General features: G+C 69.3%; 14 protein-coding genes. 6 read left to right on the top strand and 8 right to left on the bottom strand.

Going from position 1 to position 15,739, the window contains the following annotated elements; genetic code table 11:
• Positions 1–183: 183 nt before the first annotated feature.
• The 8 genes from BS83_RS05395 to rpmH form a co-directional block, all read right to left on the bottom strand.
• Positions 184–1,335 (bottom strand): ParB/RepB/Spo0J family partition protein, encoded by a 1,152-nt coding sequence (locus BS83_RS05395; protein ID WP_037601505.1) that lies wholly within the window; start codon positions 1,333–1,335, stop codon positions 184–186.
• Positions 1,332–2,468, bottom strand: a complete 1,137-nt coding sequence (locus tag BS83_RS05390) for a ParA family protein (RefSeq protein WP_084713151.1) — start codon at positions 2,466–2,468, stop codon at positions 1,332–1,334. The genes BS83_RS05395 and BS83_RS05390 overlap by 4 nt, the downstream gene beginning before the upstream one ends.
• Before the next feature lie 371 nt (positions 2,469–2,839).
• Positions 2,840–3,580, bottom strand: coding sequence for a 16S rRNA (guanine(527)-N(7))-methyltransferase RsmG (rsmG, locus tag BS83_RS05385; RefSeq protein WP_037602695.1), 741 nt, complete (start codon positions 3,578–3,580; stop codon positions 2,840–2,842).
• Positions 3,581–3,692: 112 nt separating this feature from the next.
• A complete protein-coding gene (locus BS83_RS05380) occupies positions 3,693–4,220 on the bottom strand; it encodes a Jag family protein (protein WP_037601499.1) in 528 nt (175 codons plus the stop codon).
• Between the two features lie 43 nt (positions 4,221–4,263).
• On the bottom strand, positions 4,264–5,358 hold the full coding sequence (gene yidC, locus BS83_RS05375; RefSeq protein WP_051942663.1) for a membrane protein insertase YidC: 1,095 nt from the start codon (positions 5,356–5,358) through the stop codon (positions 4,264–4,266).
• A 3-nt stretch (positions 5,359–5,361) separates the two neighbouring features.
• Positions 5,362–5,658: a membrane protein insertion efficiency factor YidD gene (gene yidD, locus BS83_RS05370; RefSeq protein WP_037602691.1), complete on the bottom strand. Its 297-nt coding sequence runs from the start codon at positions 5,656–5,658 to the stop codon at positions 5,362–5,364.
• A 26-nt stretch (positions 5,659–5,684) separates the two neighbouring features.
• Positions 5,685–6,104: a ribonuclease P protein component gene (rnpA, locus tag BS83_RS43565; protein WP_037601496.1), complete on the bottom strand. Its 420-nt coding sequence runs from the start codon at positions 6,102–6,104 to the stop codon at positions 5,685–5,687.
• A 30-nt stretch (positions 6,105–6,134) separates the two neighbouring features.
• Complete coding sequence (rpmH, locus tag BS83_RS43560) at positions 6,135–6,272, bottom strand: 50S ribosomal protein L34 (protein WP_034089364.1); 138 nt, start codon at positions 6,270–6,272, stop codon at positions 6,135–6,137.
• Positions 6,273–6,638: 366 nt separating this feature from the next.
• On the opposite strand from rpmH, the gene dnaA reads away from it, so the two are divergent.
• The 6 genes from dnaA (at position 6,639) to gyrB (ending at position 15,705) form a co-directional block, all read left to right on the top strand.
• The gene (dnaA, locus tag BS83_RS05360; RefSeq protein ID WP_037601493.1) at positions 6,639–8,525 is read left to right on the top strand and encodes a chromosomal replication initiator protein DnaA; all 1,887 of its coding nucleotides are present in this window, start codon (positions 6,639–6,641) and stop codon (positions 8,523–8,525) included.
• A gap of 799 nt (positions 8,526–9,324) precedes the next feature.
• Entirely contained in the window at positions 9,325–10,467 is a 1,143-nt protein-coding gene (dnaN, locus tag BS83_RS05355; protein ID WP_037601490.1) for a DNA polymerase III subunit beta, read from the top strand.
• Positions 10,468–10,634: 167 nt separating this feature from the next.
• A complete protein-coding gene (gene gnd, locus BS83_RS05350; RefSeq protein WP_037601487.1) occupies positions 10,635–11,510 on the top strand; it encodes a phosphogluconate dehydrogenase (NAD(+)-dependent, decarboxylating) in 876 nt (291 codons plus the stop codon).
• Positions 11,511–11,570: 60 nt separating this feature from the next.
• On the top strand, positions 11,571–12,698 hold the full coding sequence (gene recF / locus BS83_RS05345) for a DNA replication/repair protein RecF (protein WP_037601485.1): 1,128 nt from the start codon (positions 11,571–11,573) through the stop codon (positions 12,696–12,698).
• 203 nt (positions 12,699–12,901) lie between these two features.
• Positions 12,902–13,420: a DUF721 domain-containing protein gene (locus tag BS83_RS05340; RefSeq protein WP_037601482.1), complete on the top strand. Its 519-nt coding sequence runs from the start codon at positions 12,902–12,904 to the stop codon at positions 13,418–13,420.
• Positions 13,421–13,698: 278 nt separating this feature from the next.
• A complete protein-coding gene (gene gyrB / locus BS83_RS05335; RefSeq protein ID WP_037601480.1) occupies positions 13,699–15,705 on the top strand; it encodes a DNA topoisomerase (ATP-hydrolyzing) subunit B in 2,007 nt (668 codons plus the stop codon).
• Positions 15,706–15,739 lie beyond the last annotated feature (34 nt).

The raw sequence follows: 15,739 nt of genomic DNA, 5'->3' as shown, positions 1-15,739 counted from the left end.
GTGCGTTCCGTACTCCGGTGCTGCCTCTCCATGGCTGCCTCCTCGGGGCGCAGCCTAGCCACGCCCGCTCGCATGCAGAAGCCCTCACGCTCCAAGCCCGCTCAAGACGAAGGGACCAAGATCTCAAAGTGCTTCACGTGAAGCATTTCGTGATCTTGGTCCCTCGGGGGAGCTGAGTGCAGGTCAGTCCTGGTCTTCCTCGATGGCCTCGGCGTGGCCGCCATCGCCCTCCAGCCCCTGGCGGAGCATCGCTCCCTCGCCCGGGGCGAAGGAGCCGAGGATGCGGTCGAGGTCGTCGACCGAGGCGAACTCCACCACGATCTTGCCTCGGTTCTTGCCGAGCTCGACCTTCACCCGGGTGTCGAAGCGGTCCGAGAGCCGGTTGGCCAGGCTGGCGAAGGCCGGGGAGATCCGACGCCCGGCCCGCGGGGCCGCCGGAGGCTTGCGGGAGGCGGGGTTCTCGTCGAAGCCGATGACCGCGACGATCTCCTCCAGGCCACGGACCGAGAGGCCCTCCGGCGAGATGCGCGCCGCGAGCTTCTCCCGCAGCTCCTCGTCCTCGACCGTCAGCAGCACGCGGGCGTGACCCCCGGCGAACTCCCCGGCCGCGACCCGGCGCTGGATGAACGGCGACAGCTTCAGCAGCCGAAGCGTGTTGTTCACGTGGGCGCGGGAGCGGCCGATGCGGTCCGCGAGCTCACCCTGCGAGCAGGAGAAGTCGAACATCAGCTGCTCGTAGGCGGCCGCCTCTTCCAGCGGGTTGAGCTGGGCGCGGTGCAGGTTCTCCAGCAGCGCGTCCAGGAGCAGCTTCTCGTCGTCCGTGGAGCGGACGATGGCCGGGATGACGTCCAGGCCGGCCTCACGGCTCGCGCGCCAACGGCGCTCGCCCATGATCAGCTCGTAGCGCTCGGAGCCGACCTGGCGCACCACGATCGGCTGGAGCAGGCCCACCTCCTTGATGGAGATGACGAGCTCGTTGAGCGCCTCCGGGTCGAACACCTCACGCGGCTGGCGCGGGTTGGGTGTGATCGATTCCAGCGGAAGCTCGGCGAACCAGGCGCCCTCGACCGGCCGCAGCCCGCTCGGGTCCTCCTCCGGCCGCACGGTGTCGACCGACTCCGGCTCGCGCTCCATGGTGCTGACCGGAACCGACGCCGACGAGCCCGCGCCGTTCAGTCCGGCGATCTTCACCGCGGCGATCCCGCGCTCGGACCCGAGCACCGGCGCGGCCGCGGGAGAAGGGGTCCCGGGGGCGGTCGGGGCACCGACCGGTGAAGCTGCGGCCGGGATCAGTGCTCCCAGGCCACGGCCAAGACCCCTACGACGCTCACTCACCGGTTCCCCTCCATCGTGCTGTGCTGGTCGATCATGCGGGGCTGCTGGGGATAGACCCCGGACGCCCCTGCCGCATAGGCCACCTCGGCGGCTGCGGCATCCGCCTCCGCGCCGCGAAGCGCGATCTCCTTGGCGGCCTCCAGGTAGGAGAGCGCACCGCTGGAACCCGGGTCGTACGTGAGCACCGTCTGCCCGTAGCTGGGGGCCTCGGAGACACGCACCGACCGGGGAATGCTGGTCCGCAGCACCTCGGAGCTGAAGTGACCACGCACCTCGTCGGCCACCTGGGAGGCAAGCCGGGTGCGCGCATCGTACATGGTGAGCAGGATGGTGGAGACGTGCAGATCCGGGTTGAGGTGGGCTCGGACCAGGTCCACGTTCCGCAGCAGCTGGCCGAGGCCCTCCAGCGCGTAGTACTCGCACTGGATCGGGATCAGCACCTCGCGGCCGGCCACCATCGCGTTGACCGTCAGCAGACCCAGCGAGGGCGGGCAGTCGATCAGGATGTAGTCGAGCGGCTGCTCGTATGCGGCGATGGCCCGCTGCAGCCTGCTCTCCCGGGCCACCAGCGAGACCAGCTCGATTTCCGCGCCGGCCAGATCGATGGTCGCCGGGCAGCAGAAGAGCCCCTCGACGTCCACGACCGGCTGGACGACGTCCGCGAGCGGCTTTCCCTCCACCAGGACGTCGTAGATCGAGGGCACCTCGGCGTGGTGGTCGATGCCCAACGCGGTGGAGGCGTTGCCCTGCGGGTCGAGGTCGATGACCAGGACCCGCGCGCCGTGCAGAGCCAGCGACGCGGCCAGATTGACCGTGGTCGTGGTCTTGCCCACCCCGCCCTTCTGGTTGGCGACCACCATCACCCTGGTCTGGGCGGGGCGCGGCAGCGGCTCGCCGACCCGCGTCATCGCGGAGACAGCGGCCTGCGCGGCGCGCGCGATGGGAGTGTCGTCCGCGAGCGGCGGAGTGTCGGAGTCCTGCATGTCCGTCAGTGTTTCATGCGACGGTGCCGGATGGACACTGCGATCAGGGTCGTCGAACGGAGATTGCGTCCTGGGGCCCGGCACTGGTTCCACGGCGGCAGGATGCTGCGTCGACAGGTGCTGCTGTGCTGACAGGTGCTGTGCAGACATGGGTCCGCCCCCCTCGCGCTCCGGGCTGTCGTGAGAATCATCGCGCAGCTCACGGGGCCTGGGGGGAAGTTGGGGACGTTCCGGCCCCCTGGGTGCGAGATCTTCACTCGAAGGACGGGCAGGACGGGTGCGGTTGGCGGCCTCGCGGCTTCGGCTGAGGATGCCGGAGAGCAGGGAGCGACGTTTCACGAGCAACACGATGCCCGTTTTACGTCAAATCTGACGGTTCGACACTCCGTCACTCCCAACCCATTGGAGCGCGACCAAGATCACTAAATGCTTCACGTGAAACAGTTATGGATCTTGATCGGGCTCCATGATCGCAAAGTGCTTCACGTGAAGCATTTGCCGATCATGAAATCCTTCCGCCGCTACCGCCGGCGCCGAGCCCCGCCACGGGCGGCCTTCGCCGCCTTCGCACGGCGCGCGGCCGCCCGCACACCGCCGGGGCTCTCGCCCACCTGGACCCGCACCACGTGCGTCGGCGTGGAGACCACCTCCGCGCCGATCACCTCGACCGACCACGTCTCCGCGCCCAGCTTCTGCAGGGCGGCCTTGTGCTCGGCCACCTCCTGCTCGGCCGACTCGCCCTTGAGCGCGAGCATCTGCCCGTACGGGCGCAGCAGCGGCAGCCCCCAGCCGGCCAGCCGGTCCAGCGGCGCCACCGCACGCGCGGTCACCACGTCGACCTGGACCTTGCCGACCATCTCCTCCGCACGACCGCGCACCACGGTGACGTTGGCCAGGCTCAGCTCCCGGACGACCTCCTCCAGGAAAGTCGTGCGGCGCAGCAGCGGCTCCAGCAGGGTGATCTCCACGTCGGGCCGGGCCAGCGCCACCGGGATGCCGGGAAGGCCCGCCCCCGAGCCGACGTCGCAGAGCGAGAGTGACCGCTTGTCCGGCAGCGCCTCACCCAGCACCGCGCAGTTGAGGATGTGCCGCTCCCACAGCCGCGGCACCTCACGTGGACCGATCAGGCCGCGCCGGACACCCGCGTCCGCGAGCAGGGCGGCGTAACGCTCGGCCAGCTCCAGTCGCTCGCCGAAGATCTCCGCAGCGACCGCCGGGGTCTCCCCGAGGTCGGTGTCGAACTCCTCGGGCTGGGCCTCCACCACGCCGCACCACTCCTCTACTCACGACGGCCCCGCCCGCAGCAGAACTGCGAACGGGGCCGGACGAATCCCGCTACCACTCTTCAGACGTACCGATCGGCCGGAGGACCGATCAGGCCGGGAGCACGACCACGCGACGCTGGGGCTCCTCGCCCTCCGACTCGCTGCGCAGACCCGCCGCGGCCACGGCGTCGTGGACGACCTTCCGCTCGAACGGGGTCATCGGCCGCAGCCGGACCGGCTCGCCGTTCTCCTTCACGTCCTTGGCCGCCTGCTCGCCCAGCGCGGTCAGCTCCGCACGCTTGGCCGCCCGGAACCCCGCAATGTCCAGCATCAACCGGCTGCGCTCTCCGGTCTCCCGGTGCACCGCCAGACGGGTCAGCTCCTGCAGGGCCTCCAGCACCTCGCCGTCCTGGCCGACCAGGCGCTGAAGCGTACGCGCGGCGCCCGGCCCCTCACCGACGATCGAGACGGAGGCACGATCGCCCTCGACGTCCATGTCGATGTCGCCGTCCAGGTCGGCGATGTCGAGGAGAGCCTCCAGGTAGTCGGCGGCGATCTCCCCCTCCTGCTCCAGATTGGCCAGCAGCTCGCTCTTGGACGAGGCGCCCTCGGCGGGGGCCACGGTGCCGTCCGTCACGGATCGACTCCTTCGATGATCAGTAGGGGGTGGGAGATGAGGTTCAGGACTTCTTCTTGTTCGAGGACTGGCCGCCGGTGCCCTGGGTGCGAGTGGCACCCCCGGTGGCCCGGCCGCGGGCCGGCGCGGTCTTGGTACCGCCCCCACCGCCACCGGACTGCTGACCGCCGCCACCGCCGCCACCGCCACCGGAGGCGCGCTTGGCCTTGGTCTGCCGCTTCGGCTGGACCCGCACCGCGACCTGCTCGGGCTCGGCGTCCTCGGGAGCGGCGGTGCCGCCCTTGACCAGGGAGGCCACCGAGGTCTTGATCTCGGTCCCGTCCGCGTTCAGCTTGCCAGCGGCCTTCAGACGCGCCTGGCGCTCCTTCCAGGCGACGGAGCCCGGGGTCGGGTTGCGACGGATGATGACCAGCTGCTGACCGAGCGTCCACGCGTTGGAGGTGACCATGTAGATCAGGACACCGACCGGCATGTTGATACCGAAGAAGATGTAGATGACGGGGAGGACGTACATCATCATCTTCTGCTGCTGCATGTACGGCGTCTTGACCGTGAGGTCGACGTTCTTCGTCATGAGCTGGCGCGTGGTGAGGAACTGCGTGAAGCACATCGTCAGGATGAAGATCGCCGTGACGACCTTCACACTGGTCTCACTGGACCCGACGAACGTCGCGGAGATCGGCGCACCGAAGATCACGGCGGCGTTGGCGCTGGTCAACAGCGTGCCGGTGATCACACCGACGGCCTTGTCCTGAGAGACGTTCTTCAGCACGCCGTACAGCGACATGAAGAACGGGGACTGCACCAGAAGAGGAAGACAGCTCGCAGCCGGGTTGGTACCCGCCTCCTTGTAGAGCTTCATCATCTCTTCGGACTGCTTCTGGCGGTCGTTCTTGTAGCGCTCCTGGATCAGCTTCATCTTCGGCTGGAGCGCCTGCATGGTCCGCATGGACTTGATCTGCTTGACGAACAGCGGAATCATCGCCGCTCGCACCAGCACCGTCAGCATGACGATGGACAGGCCCCAGGCCGCGCCGGAGTCCTTGCCGAAGATCGCCCCGAACACGGTGTGGAACTGCACCACGACCCAGGAGACGCCGTAGTACAGGGGTTTGAGAATGGTATCGAGGAACCCCACGGGTCAGACTCCTTGGGCAGTGGTCGGGGGAACCGGCTTCCGAAGCCGCCGGTACCAGACCGGGTGCTTTCGTTCCGGGACGTAGTCGAAGCCGCCGGCGCTCCACGGATTGCACCGGAGGATGCGCCAGGCGGTCAGGGCGGTGCCTTTCAGCGCGCCGTGCACCTTGATCGCCTCGAACCCGTAACGGGAACAGGACGGGTGGTAGCGGCACACCGGGCCCAGCAGCGGACTGATGGTCCACTGGTAGAGCTTGATCAGCCCCAGCAACAGGTATTTCCCTGCGAAGAGGGCGACCAGCCCGACCACCAGCCACGGCAGGTACGTCACGGCCCTGCTCCCGTCGGCGATGAGGGCTTGAGTTTGCGCAACGCGGAGTCCAGATCGCGTGCCAGGTCCGCGTACTCCGCCTCGGCGGCCGAGGGAAGCGCGCGTACCACTATCAGGCTACCTGCGGGCAGGTCGCCCATACGCTCGGCCATGAGGTGACGAAGTCGTCGCTTGACGCGATTGCGGACCACGGCCACCCCCACAGCCTTGCTGACAACAAAACCCGCACGCGCCGGGAGAAAGTTCCCCCCGGCGCCATGCGGGTTTGCAGGCTCCGTCGCCGCGCCCCCCTCCGGACCGGTGGAACCGGCCGGAGAGAGATGCACGACGAGCAGCGGGCGGCCGGCTCTGCGGCCCCGCCGTACCGCGGTCGCGAAGTCCTCGCGCCGCCTCAGCCGATACTCGGAGGGCAGCACGACAGCACGACCTTGGTGATCAGGCGGTTATCAGGCGGAAAGACGGGCGCGGCCCTTTTCGCGGCGAGCCGCGAGGATCGCACGACCGGCACGCGTACGCATCCGCAGGCGGAAGCCGTGGGTCTTCGCGCGACGGCGGTTGTTCGGCTGGAAAGTGCGCTTGCTCACGGGGTAACTCCAGGGTCAATCGAAGGGGCGGCGATACATCGGTTGGCCGTCACCGTGCGTCCGCGCGATCCCCATAACCCGTTCTGTACGGTGATCCACGACGCCCGTAGCTGCGCGCCTCGGCTGCGGAGACTCCGCGGGCATGCGGCAGCGGCCATCGACAACTCGACCTCGTTACGGTACGCGGAACGGGGTCCACGGGTCAAACCGGCCCGGACCTGCCCGGACCTTCCGCCCACGGACCAGCCGCGACACGTCGCCCACAGCCTGTGGACAACAACTTGAACCGGGGCACGCCTGCCGCCTACCGTTGACAGACTCTCCAAGGATCTCCTGCCCCGACCAAGCCAGCGAAGGCGTGCACCAGTGGCTGACACAACCAACGATCTCGCTTCCGCCTGGGCGCGAGTCGTCGAGCGACTGGCAAGCGATCCGGAGGTCGGGGCCAAGGACAAGCACTGGCTGCAGCAGACGCATCCCATGGGGATGATGCACAACACCGCCCTGCTGGCCACGCCCAACGAGTACGGCAAGAGCGTGCTCGAGGGCCGCCTGGTGCAGCAGATCACCGAGCTGCTCGGCCAGGAGTTCCGGCGCTCGATCCTGATCGCGGTCGTCGTCGACGCCAACGCCGGCCTGATGGCCCCCGAGCCCGGCCCCGTGCCGCAGCCGCCCGCCGTCTACCAGCCGCAGGCCCCGCAGCAGCCGACCCCGCCGCCGCACTCCTACGGCTACCCGCAGCAGACCCCGCCGTTCGGCCCCCAGCAGCCGCACTACCAGGCGGAGCGCCACTACGGCGACCCCTCCCCGTACCAGGAGCAGCAGCCGGCCCCGTACGCCGAGCAGCAGCCGTACCAGGAGCAGAACTACCAAGAGGCGACGTACCCGGAGCCCAAGTACCAGGAGCAGCAGGCGGCGTACCAGGACGAGTGGGCCGTGCCGCAGCTGCCGGTCCAGCTCCCGCCGCAGCCGCCCACCCAGCAGCACGAGCCGCCGCAGCGGCACCTGCCGGCGCCGCCCGACCTCTCCTCCTCGCCGTCGCAGACCCAGCCGCCCCAGTCCGGCTACCCGGCCGACCGCGGCCAGGCCGAACGTGACGAGCGCGAGCCGGAGCGCGGCATGCTCCCGGCCGTCCCCACGGCCCAGCCGGCTTCCCCGCCGCTGCCGCGCCCGGGGACCGGCTCCAGCGGCAGCTCCCCGGCGCTGCCGGGCAAGGACGAGCCGGCCGCGCGGCTGAACCCGAAGTACCTCTTCGACACCTTCGTCATCGGCTCCAGCAACCGCTTCGCCCACGCGGCCGCGGTCGCCGTCGCCGAGAGCCCCGCCAAGGCCTACAACCCCCTGTTCATCTACGGGGAGTCGGGCCTCGGCAAGACGCACCTGCTGCACGCCATCGGCCACTACGCCCGCAGCCTCTACCCGGGGACCCGCGTCCGCTACGTGAGCTCCGAGGAGTTCACCAACGAGTTCATCAACTCGATCCGCGACGACAAGGGCGACGGCTTCCGGCAGCGCTACCGCGACATGGACATCCTGCTCGTCGACGACATCCAGTTCCTCCAGAACAAGGAGTCGACGCAGGAGGAGTTCTTCCACACCTTCAACACCCTGCACAACGCCAACAAGCAGATCGTGATCTCCTCCGACCGGCCGCCCCGCCAGCTGGTCACCCTGGAGGACCGGCTCCGCAACCGCTTCGAGTGGGGGCTGACCACCGACGTCCAGCCGCCCGAGCTGGAGACCCGCATCGCGATCCTTCGCAAGAAGGCGATCCAGGAGCAACTGAACGCCCCCGCCGAGGTGCTGGAGTTCATCGCCTCCCGGATCTCGCGGAACATCCGTGAGTTGGAGGGCGCGCTGATCCGGGTCACCGCCTTCGCCAGCCTCAACCGGGCGCCGGTGGACCTGCAGTTGGCCGAGGTCGTGCTCAAGGACCTGATCCCGGGCGGCGAGGAGGACGGTCCGGAGATCACGGTCGGCGTCATCATGCAGCAGACCGCGGCGTACTTCGGGCTCGGCGTGGACGACCTCTGCGGCTCGTCGCGCAGCCGGGTGCTGGTGACGGCGCGGCAGATCGCCATGTACCTGTGCCGCGAGCTCACCGACCTCTCGCTGCCGAAGATCGGCGCGGCCTTCGGCGGCCGCGACCACACCACGGTCATGCACGCGGACCGGAAGATCCGCACGATGATGGCCGAGCGCCGGGCCATCTACAACCAGGTGACCGAGCTCACCAACCGCATCAAGAGCTGACGCGGCGGGTCCGCGAGCGGACCGCTGCCGTGCGATGGGGCGCCCTCCGGGGCGCCCCATCGTCGTTTCCCCGGTCCCGCGGACGGCGTCGCCCACAGCCATGGGGACTTTGCTCCGTCCACACCCTGGGGAGAAGGGAGTTATCCAGAATCGGTCCACAGGACGGCCGGCTCTGGGAGGATCGTCCCAGCTCAACCCCCTGTGGACTTGTGGGAAGCGGTCGTCCACAGGCTGTGGAGAACTGAAGCCGCGTCAACCGCCCGCCCGAGTTATCCACGCGCTGTCCCCAGGGTCGGGGCGGTTATCCCCAGGAATGGCCGGGTTCTCCACACGGACGTCCACAGAACGGCAACATCACGAGGCATTTCACCGGGACGAGGGAAATGGGTTCCGTGATGTTGCCACAGGGGCTGTGGGTAACCGGGGGAAAAGCTGGGGACGGAGCGGTGGACAACCTGGGGACAACCCAACTTCCCTGTGCACAGGGGGTGCTGAATCCACAGAGCGCGTAGTTTTTCCACCGCGGCCGTCCCCAGCCGGTGTGGACAGAAAAGCGGCTCCGACCAGGGCGGAATGGGGTTATCCACGGTTTCCACAAGGCCTACTACTACTACCCACCATAGATAGCTCGGTCTTGATCCAAAAGGAGGTGGGGGCCAGATCTGTGGAGAACGCCTGACCCGACACGCGTTCGATCCCACTTCGGCCCATCTGCCTCAGGTGTCCGTGGTATGCGTCAGACTGTTCCTCGGCAACCAGGGCGCAGAAGCGTCCTACCCACATCAGGAGGCGGTTACCGGTGAAGTTCCGGGTCGAGCGTGACGTCCTCGCGGAGGCCGTGGCCTGGGCCGCGCGCAGTCTCCCTGCCAGGCCCCCGGTGCCGGTCCTCGCCGGGCTGCTGCTGACGGCCGAGAGCCAGGACGACACCGGCAAGCTGAGCCTGTCCGGATTCGACTACGAGGTCTCCGCGCGGGTCGAGGCGGAGGCGGACGTGGAGGAGGCGGGCACCGTCCTGGTCTCCGGTCGCCTGCTGGCCGACATCTCGCGCTCGCTTCCCAACAGGCCTGTGGAGATCTCCACCGACGGCGTGCGGGTGCTCGTCGTCTGCGGCAGCTCGCGATTCACACTCCCCACGCTTCCTGTGGACGAGTACCCCGCGCTGCCGGTGATGCCGACGGTCTCGGGCACGATCCCCGGCGACGCCTTCGCCGCCGCGGTCGCCCAGGTCGCCGTCGCCGCCGGTCGCGACGACACGCTCCCGGTGCTCACCGGCGTCCGGGTCGAGATCGAGGACGACCGGGTTACCCTGGCCGCCACCGACCGCTACCGCTTCGCCGTCCGCGACCTGCTGTGGAAGCCGGAGCAGCCCGGCCTGTCGGCCGTGGCCCTGGTGCCCGCGAAGACCCTCCTGGACACGGCGAAGTCGCTGAGCGCGGGCGACAACGTCTCCATCGCGCTCGCCGGCAGCGGCAAGGGCGAGGGCCTGATCGGCTTCGAGGGCGCCGGGCGCCGGACGACCACGCGCCTCCTGGAGGGCGAGTTCCCGAAGTTCCGGGCGCTCTTCCCGACGGAGTTCTCCGCGGTCGGCACAGTGGGCACCCAGAGCTTTGTGGACGCCGTCAAGCGCGTCTCCCTGGTCGCCGAGCGGAACACCCCGGTGCGGCTCAGCTTCGAGCAGGGCGTGCTGACCCTGGAGGCCGGCTCCGGCGACGACGCGCAGGCGTCCGAGCGGCTGGACGCCGACCTGGAGGGCGACGACATCTCGATCGCCTTCAACCCGGCCTACCTGCTGGACGGCCTCTCGGCCATCGACTCCCCGGTGGCGCAGCTCAGCTTCACCACGGCGACGAAGCCCGCGCTGCTCAGCGGCAAGGCCTCGCAGGAGTCCGAGGCGGACGAGGCGTACAAGTACCTGATCATGCCGGTCCGCCTCTCGGGCTGACAGCACCGTCGGAGGCGCGAGGACTGCCTGTTCGGGGACTGGCCACTCGGGTGGCTTGTCGCGCAGTTCCTCGCGCCCCTGAGGTGGTGCGAACGGCTCTCGGAGCTAGGCTCAATCTTTGGCGGCAACGGGGCCGCGGACAGTCACCACGGAACAAAGGACTAGTCATGCAGCTCGGACTCATCGGTCTCGGCAAGATGGGCGGCAACATGCGCGAGCGCATCCGCCGCGCGGGCCACACCGTTGTCGGCTACGACCGCGACCCCGCCCTGTCCGACGTCACGAGCCTGAAGGAGCTGGTCGGCTCGCTGGCCGCGCCGCGCGTGGTGTGGGTCATGGTCCCCGCCGGCGGTCCGACCCAGTCCACCGTGGACGAGCTGGCCGAGCTGCTGGAGCCGGGCGACATCGTCGTCGACGGCGGCAACTCGCGTTGGACCGACGACGAGAAGCACGCGGCCGACCTCGCGCAGAAGGGCATCGGCTTCGTCGACTGCGGCGTCTCCGGCGGCGTCTGGGGCCTGCAGAACGGCTACGCCCTGATGTACGGCGGCTCCGTCGAGGACGTCGCGAAGGTCAAGCCGATCTTCGACGCGCTCAAGCCCGAGGGCGACTTCGGCTCGGTCCACGCGGGCAAGGTCGGCGCCGGCCACTTCGCGAAGATGGTCCACAACGGCATCGAGTACGCCATGATGCAGGCCTACGCCGAGGGCTGGGAGCTGCTGGAGGCCGTGGACAGCGTCACCGACGTCCGCGAGATCTTCCGCTCCTGGAAGGAGGGCACGGTCATCCGCTCCTGGCTGCTGGACCTGGCCGTGGACGCCCTCGACAAGGACGAGCACCTGGGCAAGCTGAAGGGCTACGCCGCGGACTCGGGCGAGGGCCGCTGGACGGTGGAGGCCGCGATCGACCACGCGGTGCCGCTGCCCGCGATCACCGCCTCGCTCTTCGCGCGGTTCGCCTCGCGTCAGGACGACTCCCCGCAGATGAAGATGATCGCCGCGCTCCGCAACGAGTTCGGCGGCCACGCGGTCGAGAGCAAGTAGCCCACGCAGCTCAAGTCGTTACTGTTCCAACAGAGTTATCCACAACCTGCGAAGGAAGCTGTGCACGTCGCGCATCTCTCGCTGGCCGACTTCCGCTGTTACGCCCGGGTCGAGGTTCCGCTCGACCCGGGCGTCACCGCGTTCACCGGTCCCAACGGCCAGGGCAAGACGAACCTGGTCGAGGCGGTCGGCTATCTGGCGACCCTCGGCAGCCACCGCGTCGCGGGCGACGCCCCGCTGGTGCGCGCGGGCGCGCAGCGGGCGATCGTGCGCGGCATGGTGGTCCGCGACGAGCGGCAGACGCTGATCGAGCTGGAGCTGAACCCCGGCCGGGCCAACCGCGCCCGGATCAACCGCAGCGACAACGTCCGGCCGCGCGACGTGCTGGGCCTGCTGCGCACGGTGTTGTTCGCCCCGGAGGACCTGGCCCTGGTCAAGGGCGATCCCGGCGAGCGCCGCCGCTTCCTTGACGAGCTGCTGACGCTGCGGGCGCCGCGGCTGGCCGGGGTGCGGCAGGACTACGAGCGGGTGCTGAAGCAGCGGAACGCGCTGCTCAAGACGGCGGCGATGGCGCGGCGCTCGTCCGGCCGGGTGGAGCTGTCGACGCTGGACGTGTGGGACGACCACCTGGCGCGGGCCGGCGCGGAGCTGCTGGCGCAGCGGCTGGATCTGGTGGCGGCCCTGCAGCCGCTGGTGGCGCGGGCGTACGAGGAGCTGGCGCCCGGCGGCGGGCCGACGCTGCTGGAGTACCGCTCGTCGATGGGCGAGGGCGTTCCGCTGGGCGGCGGCCGTGAGGCGCTGCACGCGGCCATGCTGGCGGCGTTGGGGGCCGCGCGGAAGCAGGAGCTGGAGCGGGGGCTGACGCTGGTGGGCCCGCACCGGGACGAGCTCGGCCTCCGGCTGGGCGAGCTGCCGGCGAAGGGGTACGCCTCGCACGGCGAGTGCTGGTCGTACGCGCTGGCGCTGCGGCTGGCCTCCTACGACCTGTTGCGGGAGGACGGCGGCGAGCCGGTGCTGATCCTGGACGACGTCTTCGCGGAGCTGGACGCGCGGCGGCGCGAGCGGCTTGCCGAGCGGGTGGTCACCGGCGAGCAGGTCCTGGTCACGGCGGCGGTCCCTGAGGACGTCCCTGATGCGCTGAGCGGCACCCGCTTCTCCGTCCTGAACGGCGAAGTCACCAAGCTGTAGTTGCACTGTCCAGGGGCACGAGGAACTGCGCGAGCAACCACTGACGAGCGGATGGCCCTGCGCGTTCCGGGCTCGACCTGCGTGGGTGGCTCGTCGCACAGTTCCTCGCGCCCCTGAGGGGGCTGCCGCGTACTCTTGTTTCTTTGTCCACAGTCCCCCAGCCTTCGGCCGGGAGGTGCCCCCCGGGGAAGGCGAGACGCGACATGGCGGAGGAGACTCCCGAGCTCAGCGGTGTGGACCTCGCCCGCGTCGCGCTTCGTGCGGCCAAGGAGCAGGCCCGTGCCCGCGGTGAGGCCGCCAGTCAGAAGAAGCAGGCCCGCCGGACCGGGCTGAGGTCGGGCGCGCGGGCGGACGGGCGGGATCCGCAGCCGTTGGGGTCGGCGATCAGCCGCCTGCTGGCCGAGCGGGGGTGGGAGGCGCCTGCGGCCGTCGGCGGGGTGATGGGTCGGTGGCCGGAGATCGTGGGGAAGGACATCGCCGCGCACTGCGAGCCGGAGACCTTCGACGAGGACGAGCGGGTGCTCACCGTGCGCTGTTCCTCCACTGCCTGGGCCACCCAACTCCGCCTGATGGCACCGCAGTTGCTCAAGACACTGAACACCGGTCTGGGGGACGGCACGGTCCGGTTCATCAAGGTCCAGGGCCCGTCGGCGGGGCCGGCCCGGTACCGGGGGCGGCTGCGGGCGCCGGGCAGCAAGGGGCCCGGGGACACCTGGGGCTGACGCACACAGGAGGGGGTGTGACGCGCCGTAGGCGGCGGAGCCGAGAAACGGGCTCCAGAGCGGCGTAGGCCCCCCGGCCGGGTGTGGGGACATGTCGGGGCGTGGTTGACGTCCGGCACGGGCCGTTCAGAGGGCGGCAAAGCCCCATCTATGTCAGTCGTACCGGTAGACTGGAACTCAAACACTGCCGCTTGCGGTATTGAGTCGAACGCCGTGGCCGCCTCCAGCCTGCCCACTGGGTTGGGAAGCGGCCCGCGTTGTGCCAGAGAGGGCGTTTCGTGGCCGAGTCCGGCAACCCCAACCAGTCTCCCGACGAGAACGGCGTGAGCGGCGACGGCGAGAAGTCGTACGACGCCAGTGCCATCCAGGTGCTCGAGGGGCTCGAGGCCGTCCGCAAGCGTCCGGGCATGTACATCGGCTCGACCGGCGAGCGGGGTCTGCACCACCTGGTGCAGGAGATCGTGGACAACTCCGTCGACGAGGCCATGGCCGGGCACGCCGACTCGATCGAGGTGACGATCCTCCCCGACGGCGCGGTGCGCGTGGTCGACAACGGCCGTGGCATCCCGGTCGGCGTGGAGAAGACCACCGGGAAGCCGGCCGTCGAGGTCGTGCTCACCGTGCTGCACGCGGGCGGCAAGTTCGGCGGTGGCGGGTACGCCGTCTCCGGCGGTCTGCACGGCGTCGGCGTCTCCGTGGTGAACGCGCTGTCGACCCGCCTGGCGGTCGAGGTGCGGACCGACGGCCACCGCTGGACGCAGGAGTACAAGAGCGGCGTCCCCGTGGCCCCGCTGGCCCAGCACGAGGAGACCTCGGAGACGGGCACCACGGTCACCTTCTGGGCCGACCCGGAGATCTTCGAGACCACCGACTACTCCTTCGACACGCTCTCGCGGCGTTTCCAGGAGATGGCCTTCCTGAACAAGGGCCTGGCGATCTCGCTGACCGACGAGCGTCCGGACCACACCGACGACGACGGCAAGCCGAACGCGGTGCGGTACCACTACGAGGGCGGCATCTCCGACTTCGTGAAGTACCTCAACTCCCGCAAGGGCGAGGTGATCCACCCCACCGTCATCGACTTCGAGGCGGAGGACAAGGACAAGAAGATCTCCGTCGAGATCGCCATGCAGTGGAACACCTCGTACAACGAGGGCGTGTACTCCTTCGCGAACACCATCCACACCCACGAGGGCGGTACGCACGAGGAGGGCTTCCGTGCGGCGCTGACCGGCCTGGTCAACCGCTACGCGCGGGACAAGAAGCTGCTGCGCGAGAAGGACGACAACCTCACCGGCGAGGACATCCGCGAGGGTCTGACCGCGATCATCAGCGTCAAGCTGGGCGAGCCGCAGTTCGAGGGCCAGACCAAGACGAAGCTCGGCAACACCGAGGCGAAGACCTTCGTGCAGAAAGTCGTGCACGAGCACTTCAACGACTGGCTGGACCGCAACCCGAACGAGGCCGCGGACATCATCCGCAAGGCGATCACCGCCGCCACGGCCCGCGTCGCCGCCCGCAAGGTGCGGGACCTGACGCGGCGCAAGGGGCTGCTGGAGTCGGCCTCGCTGCCGGGCAAGCTCTCGGACTGCCAGTCCAAGGACCCGACCGAGTGCGAGATCTTCATCGTCGAGGGTGACTCCGCCGGCGGCTCGGCCAAGCAGGGCCGTGACCCGCGGGTGCAGGCGATCCTGCCGATCCGAGGCAAGATCCTCAACGTCGAGAAGGCCCGCATCGACAAGGTGCTGCAGAACACCGAGGTCCAGGCGCTGATCTCGGCCTTCGGCACCGGCGTGCACGACGACTTCGACCTGCAGAAGCTCCGCTATCACAAGATCATCCTGATGGCGGACGCCGACGTCGACGGCCAGCACATCTCCACGCTGCTGCTCACCCTGCTCTTCCGCTTCATGCGGCCGCTGATCGAGGGAGGCCACGTCTACCTGGCCCGCCCGCCGCTGTACAAGATCAAGTGGGGTCGCGACGACGTCGAGTACGTCTACACCGAGCGCGAGAAGGAGGCCACGCTGGAGGCCGGGCGCCAGGGCGGCCGCAAGCTGCCCAAGGACGACGCGATCCAGCGCTTCAAGGGTCTGGGCGAGATGAACGCCGAGGAGCTGCGGGTCACCACCATGGACCGCGACGTGCGCCTGCTCTCCCAGGTCACCCTGGAGGACGCAGCCCGCGCCGACGACCTGTTCTCGATCCTCATGGGCGAGGACGTCGAGGCCCGCCGCTCCTTCATCCAGCGCAACGCCAAGGACGTCCGTTTCCTCGACGTCTAAGAGGTCCGGCAGTACCGCCAGCGAAAGGAAACTG

It is taken from the genome of Streptacidiphilus rugosus AM-16 (genome assembly GCF_000744655.1).
Classification (GTDB): domain Bacteria; phylum Actinomycetota; class Actinomycetes; order Streptomycetales; family Streptomycetaceae; genus Streptacidiphilus; species Streptacidiphilus rugosus.
The sequence above is the reverse complement of the archived record's forward strand: the minus strand, read 5'-3'. Positions and strand labels throughout refer to the sequence as shown.

Coding starts and splice junctions, on each gene's coding strand:
- BS83_RS05390 (WP_084713151.1), bottom strand. CDS start 2,468: ATGTCTGCACAGCACCTGTCAGCACAGCAGCACCTGTCGACGCAGCAT.
- gnd (WP_037601487.1), top strand. CDS start 10,635: ATGCAGCTCGGACTCATCGGTCTCGGCAAGATGGGCGGCAACATGCGC.
- BS83_RS05340 (WP_037601482.1), top strand. CDS start 12,902: ATGGCGGAGGAGACTCCCGAGCTCAGCGGTGTGGACCTCGCCCGCGTC.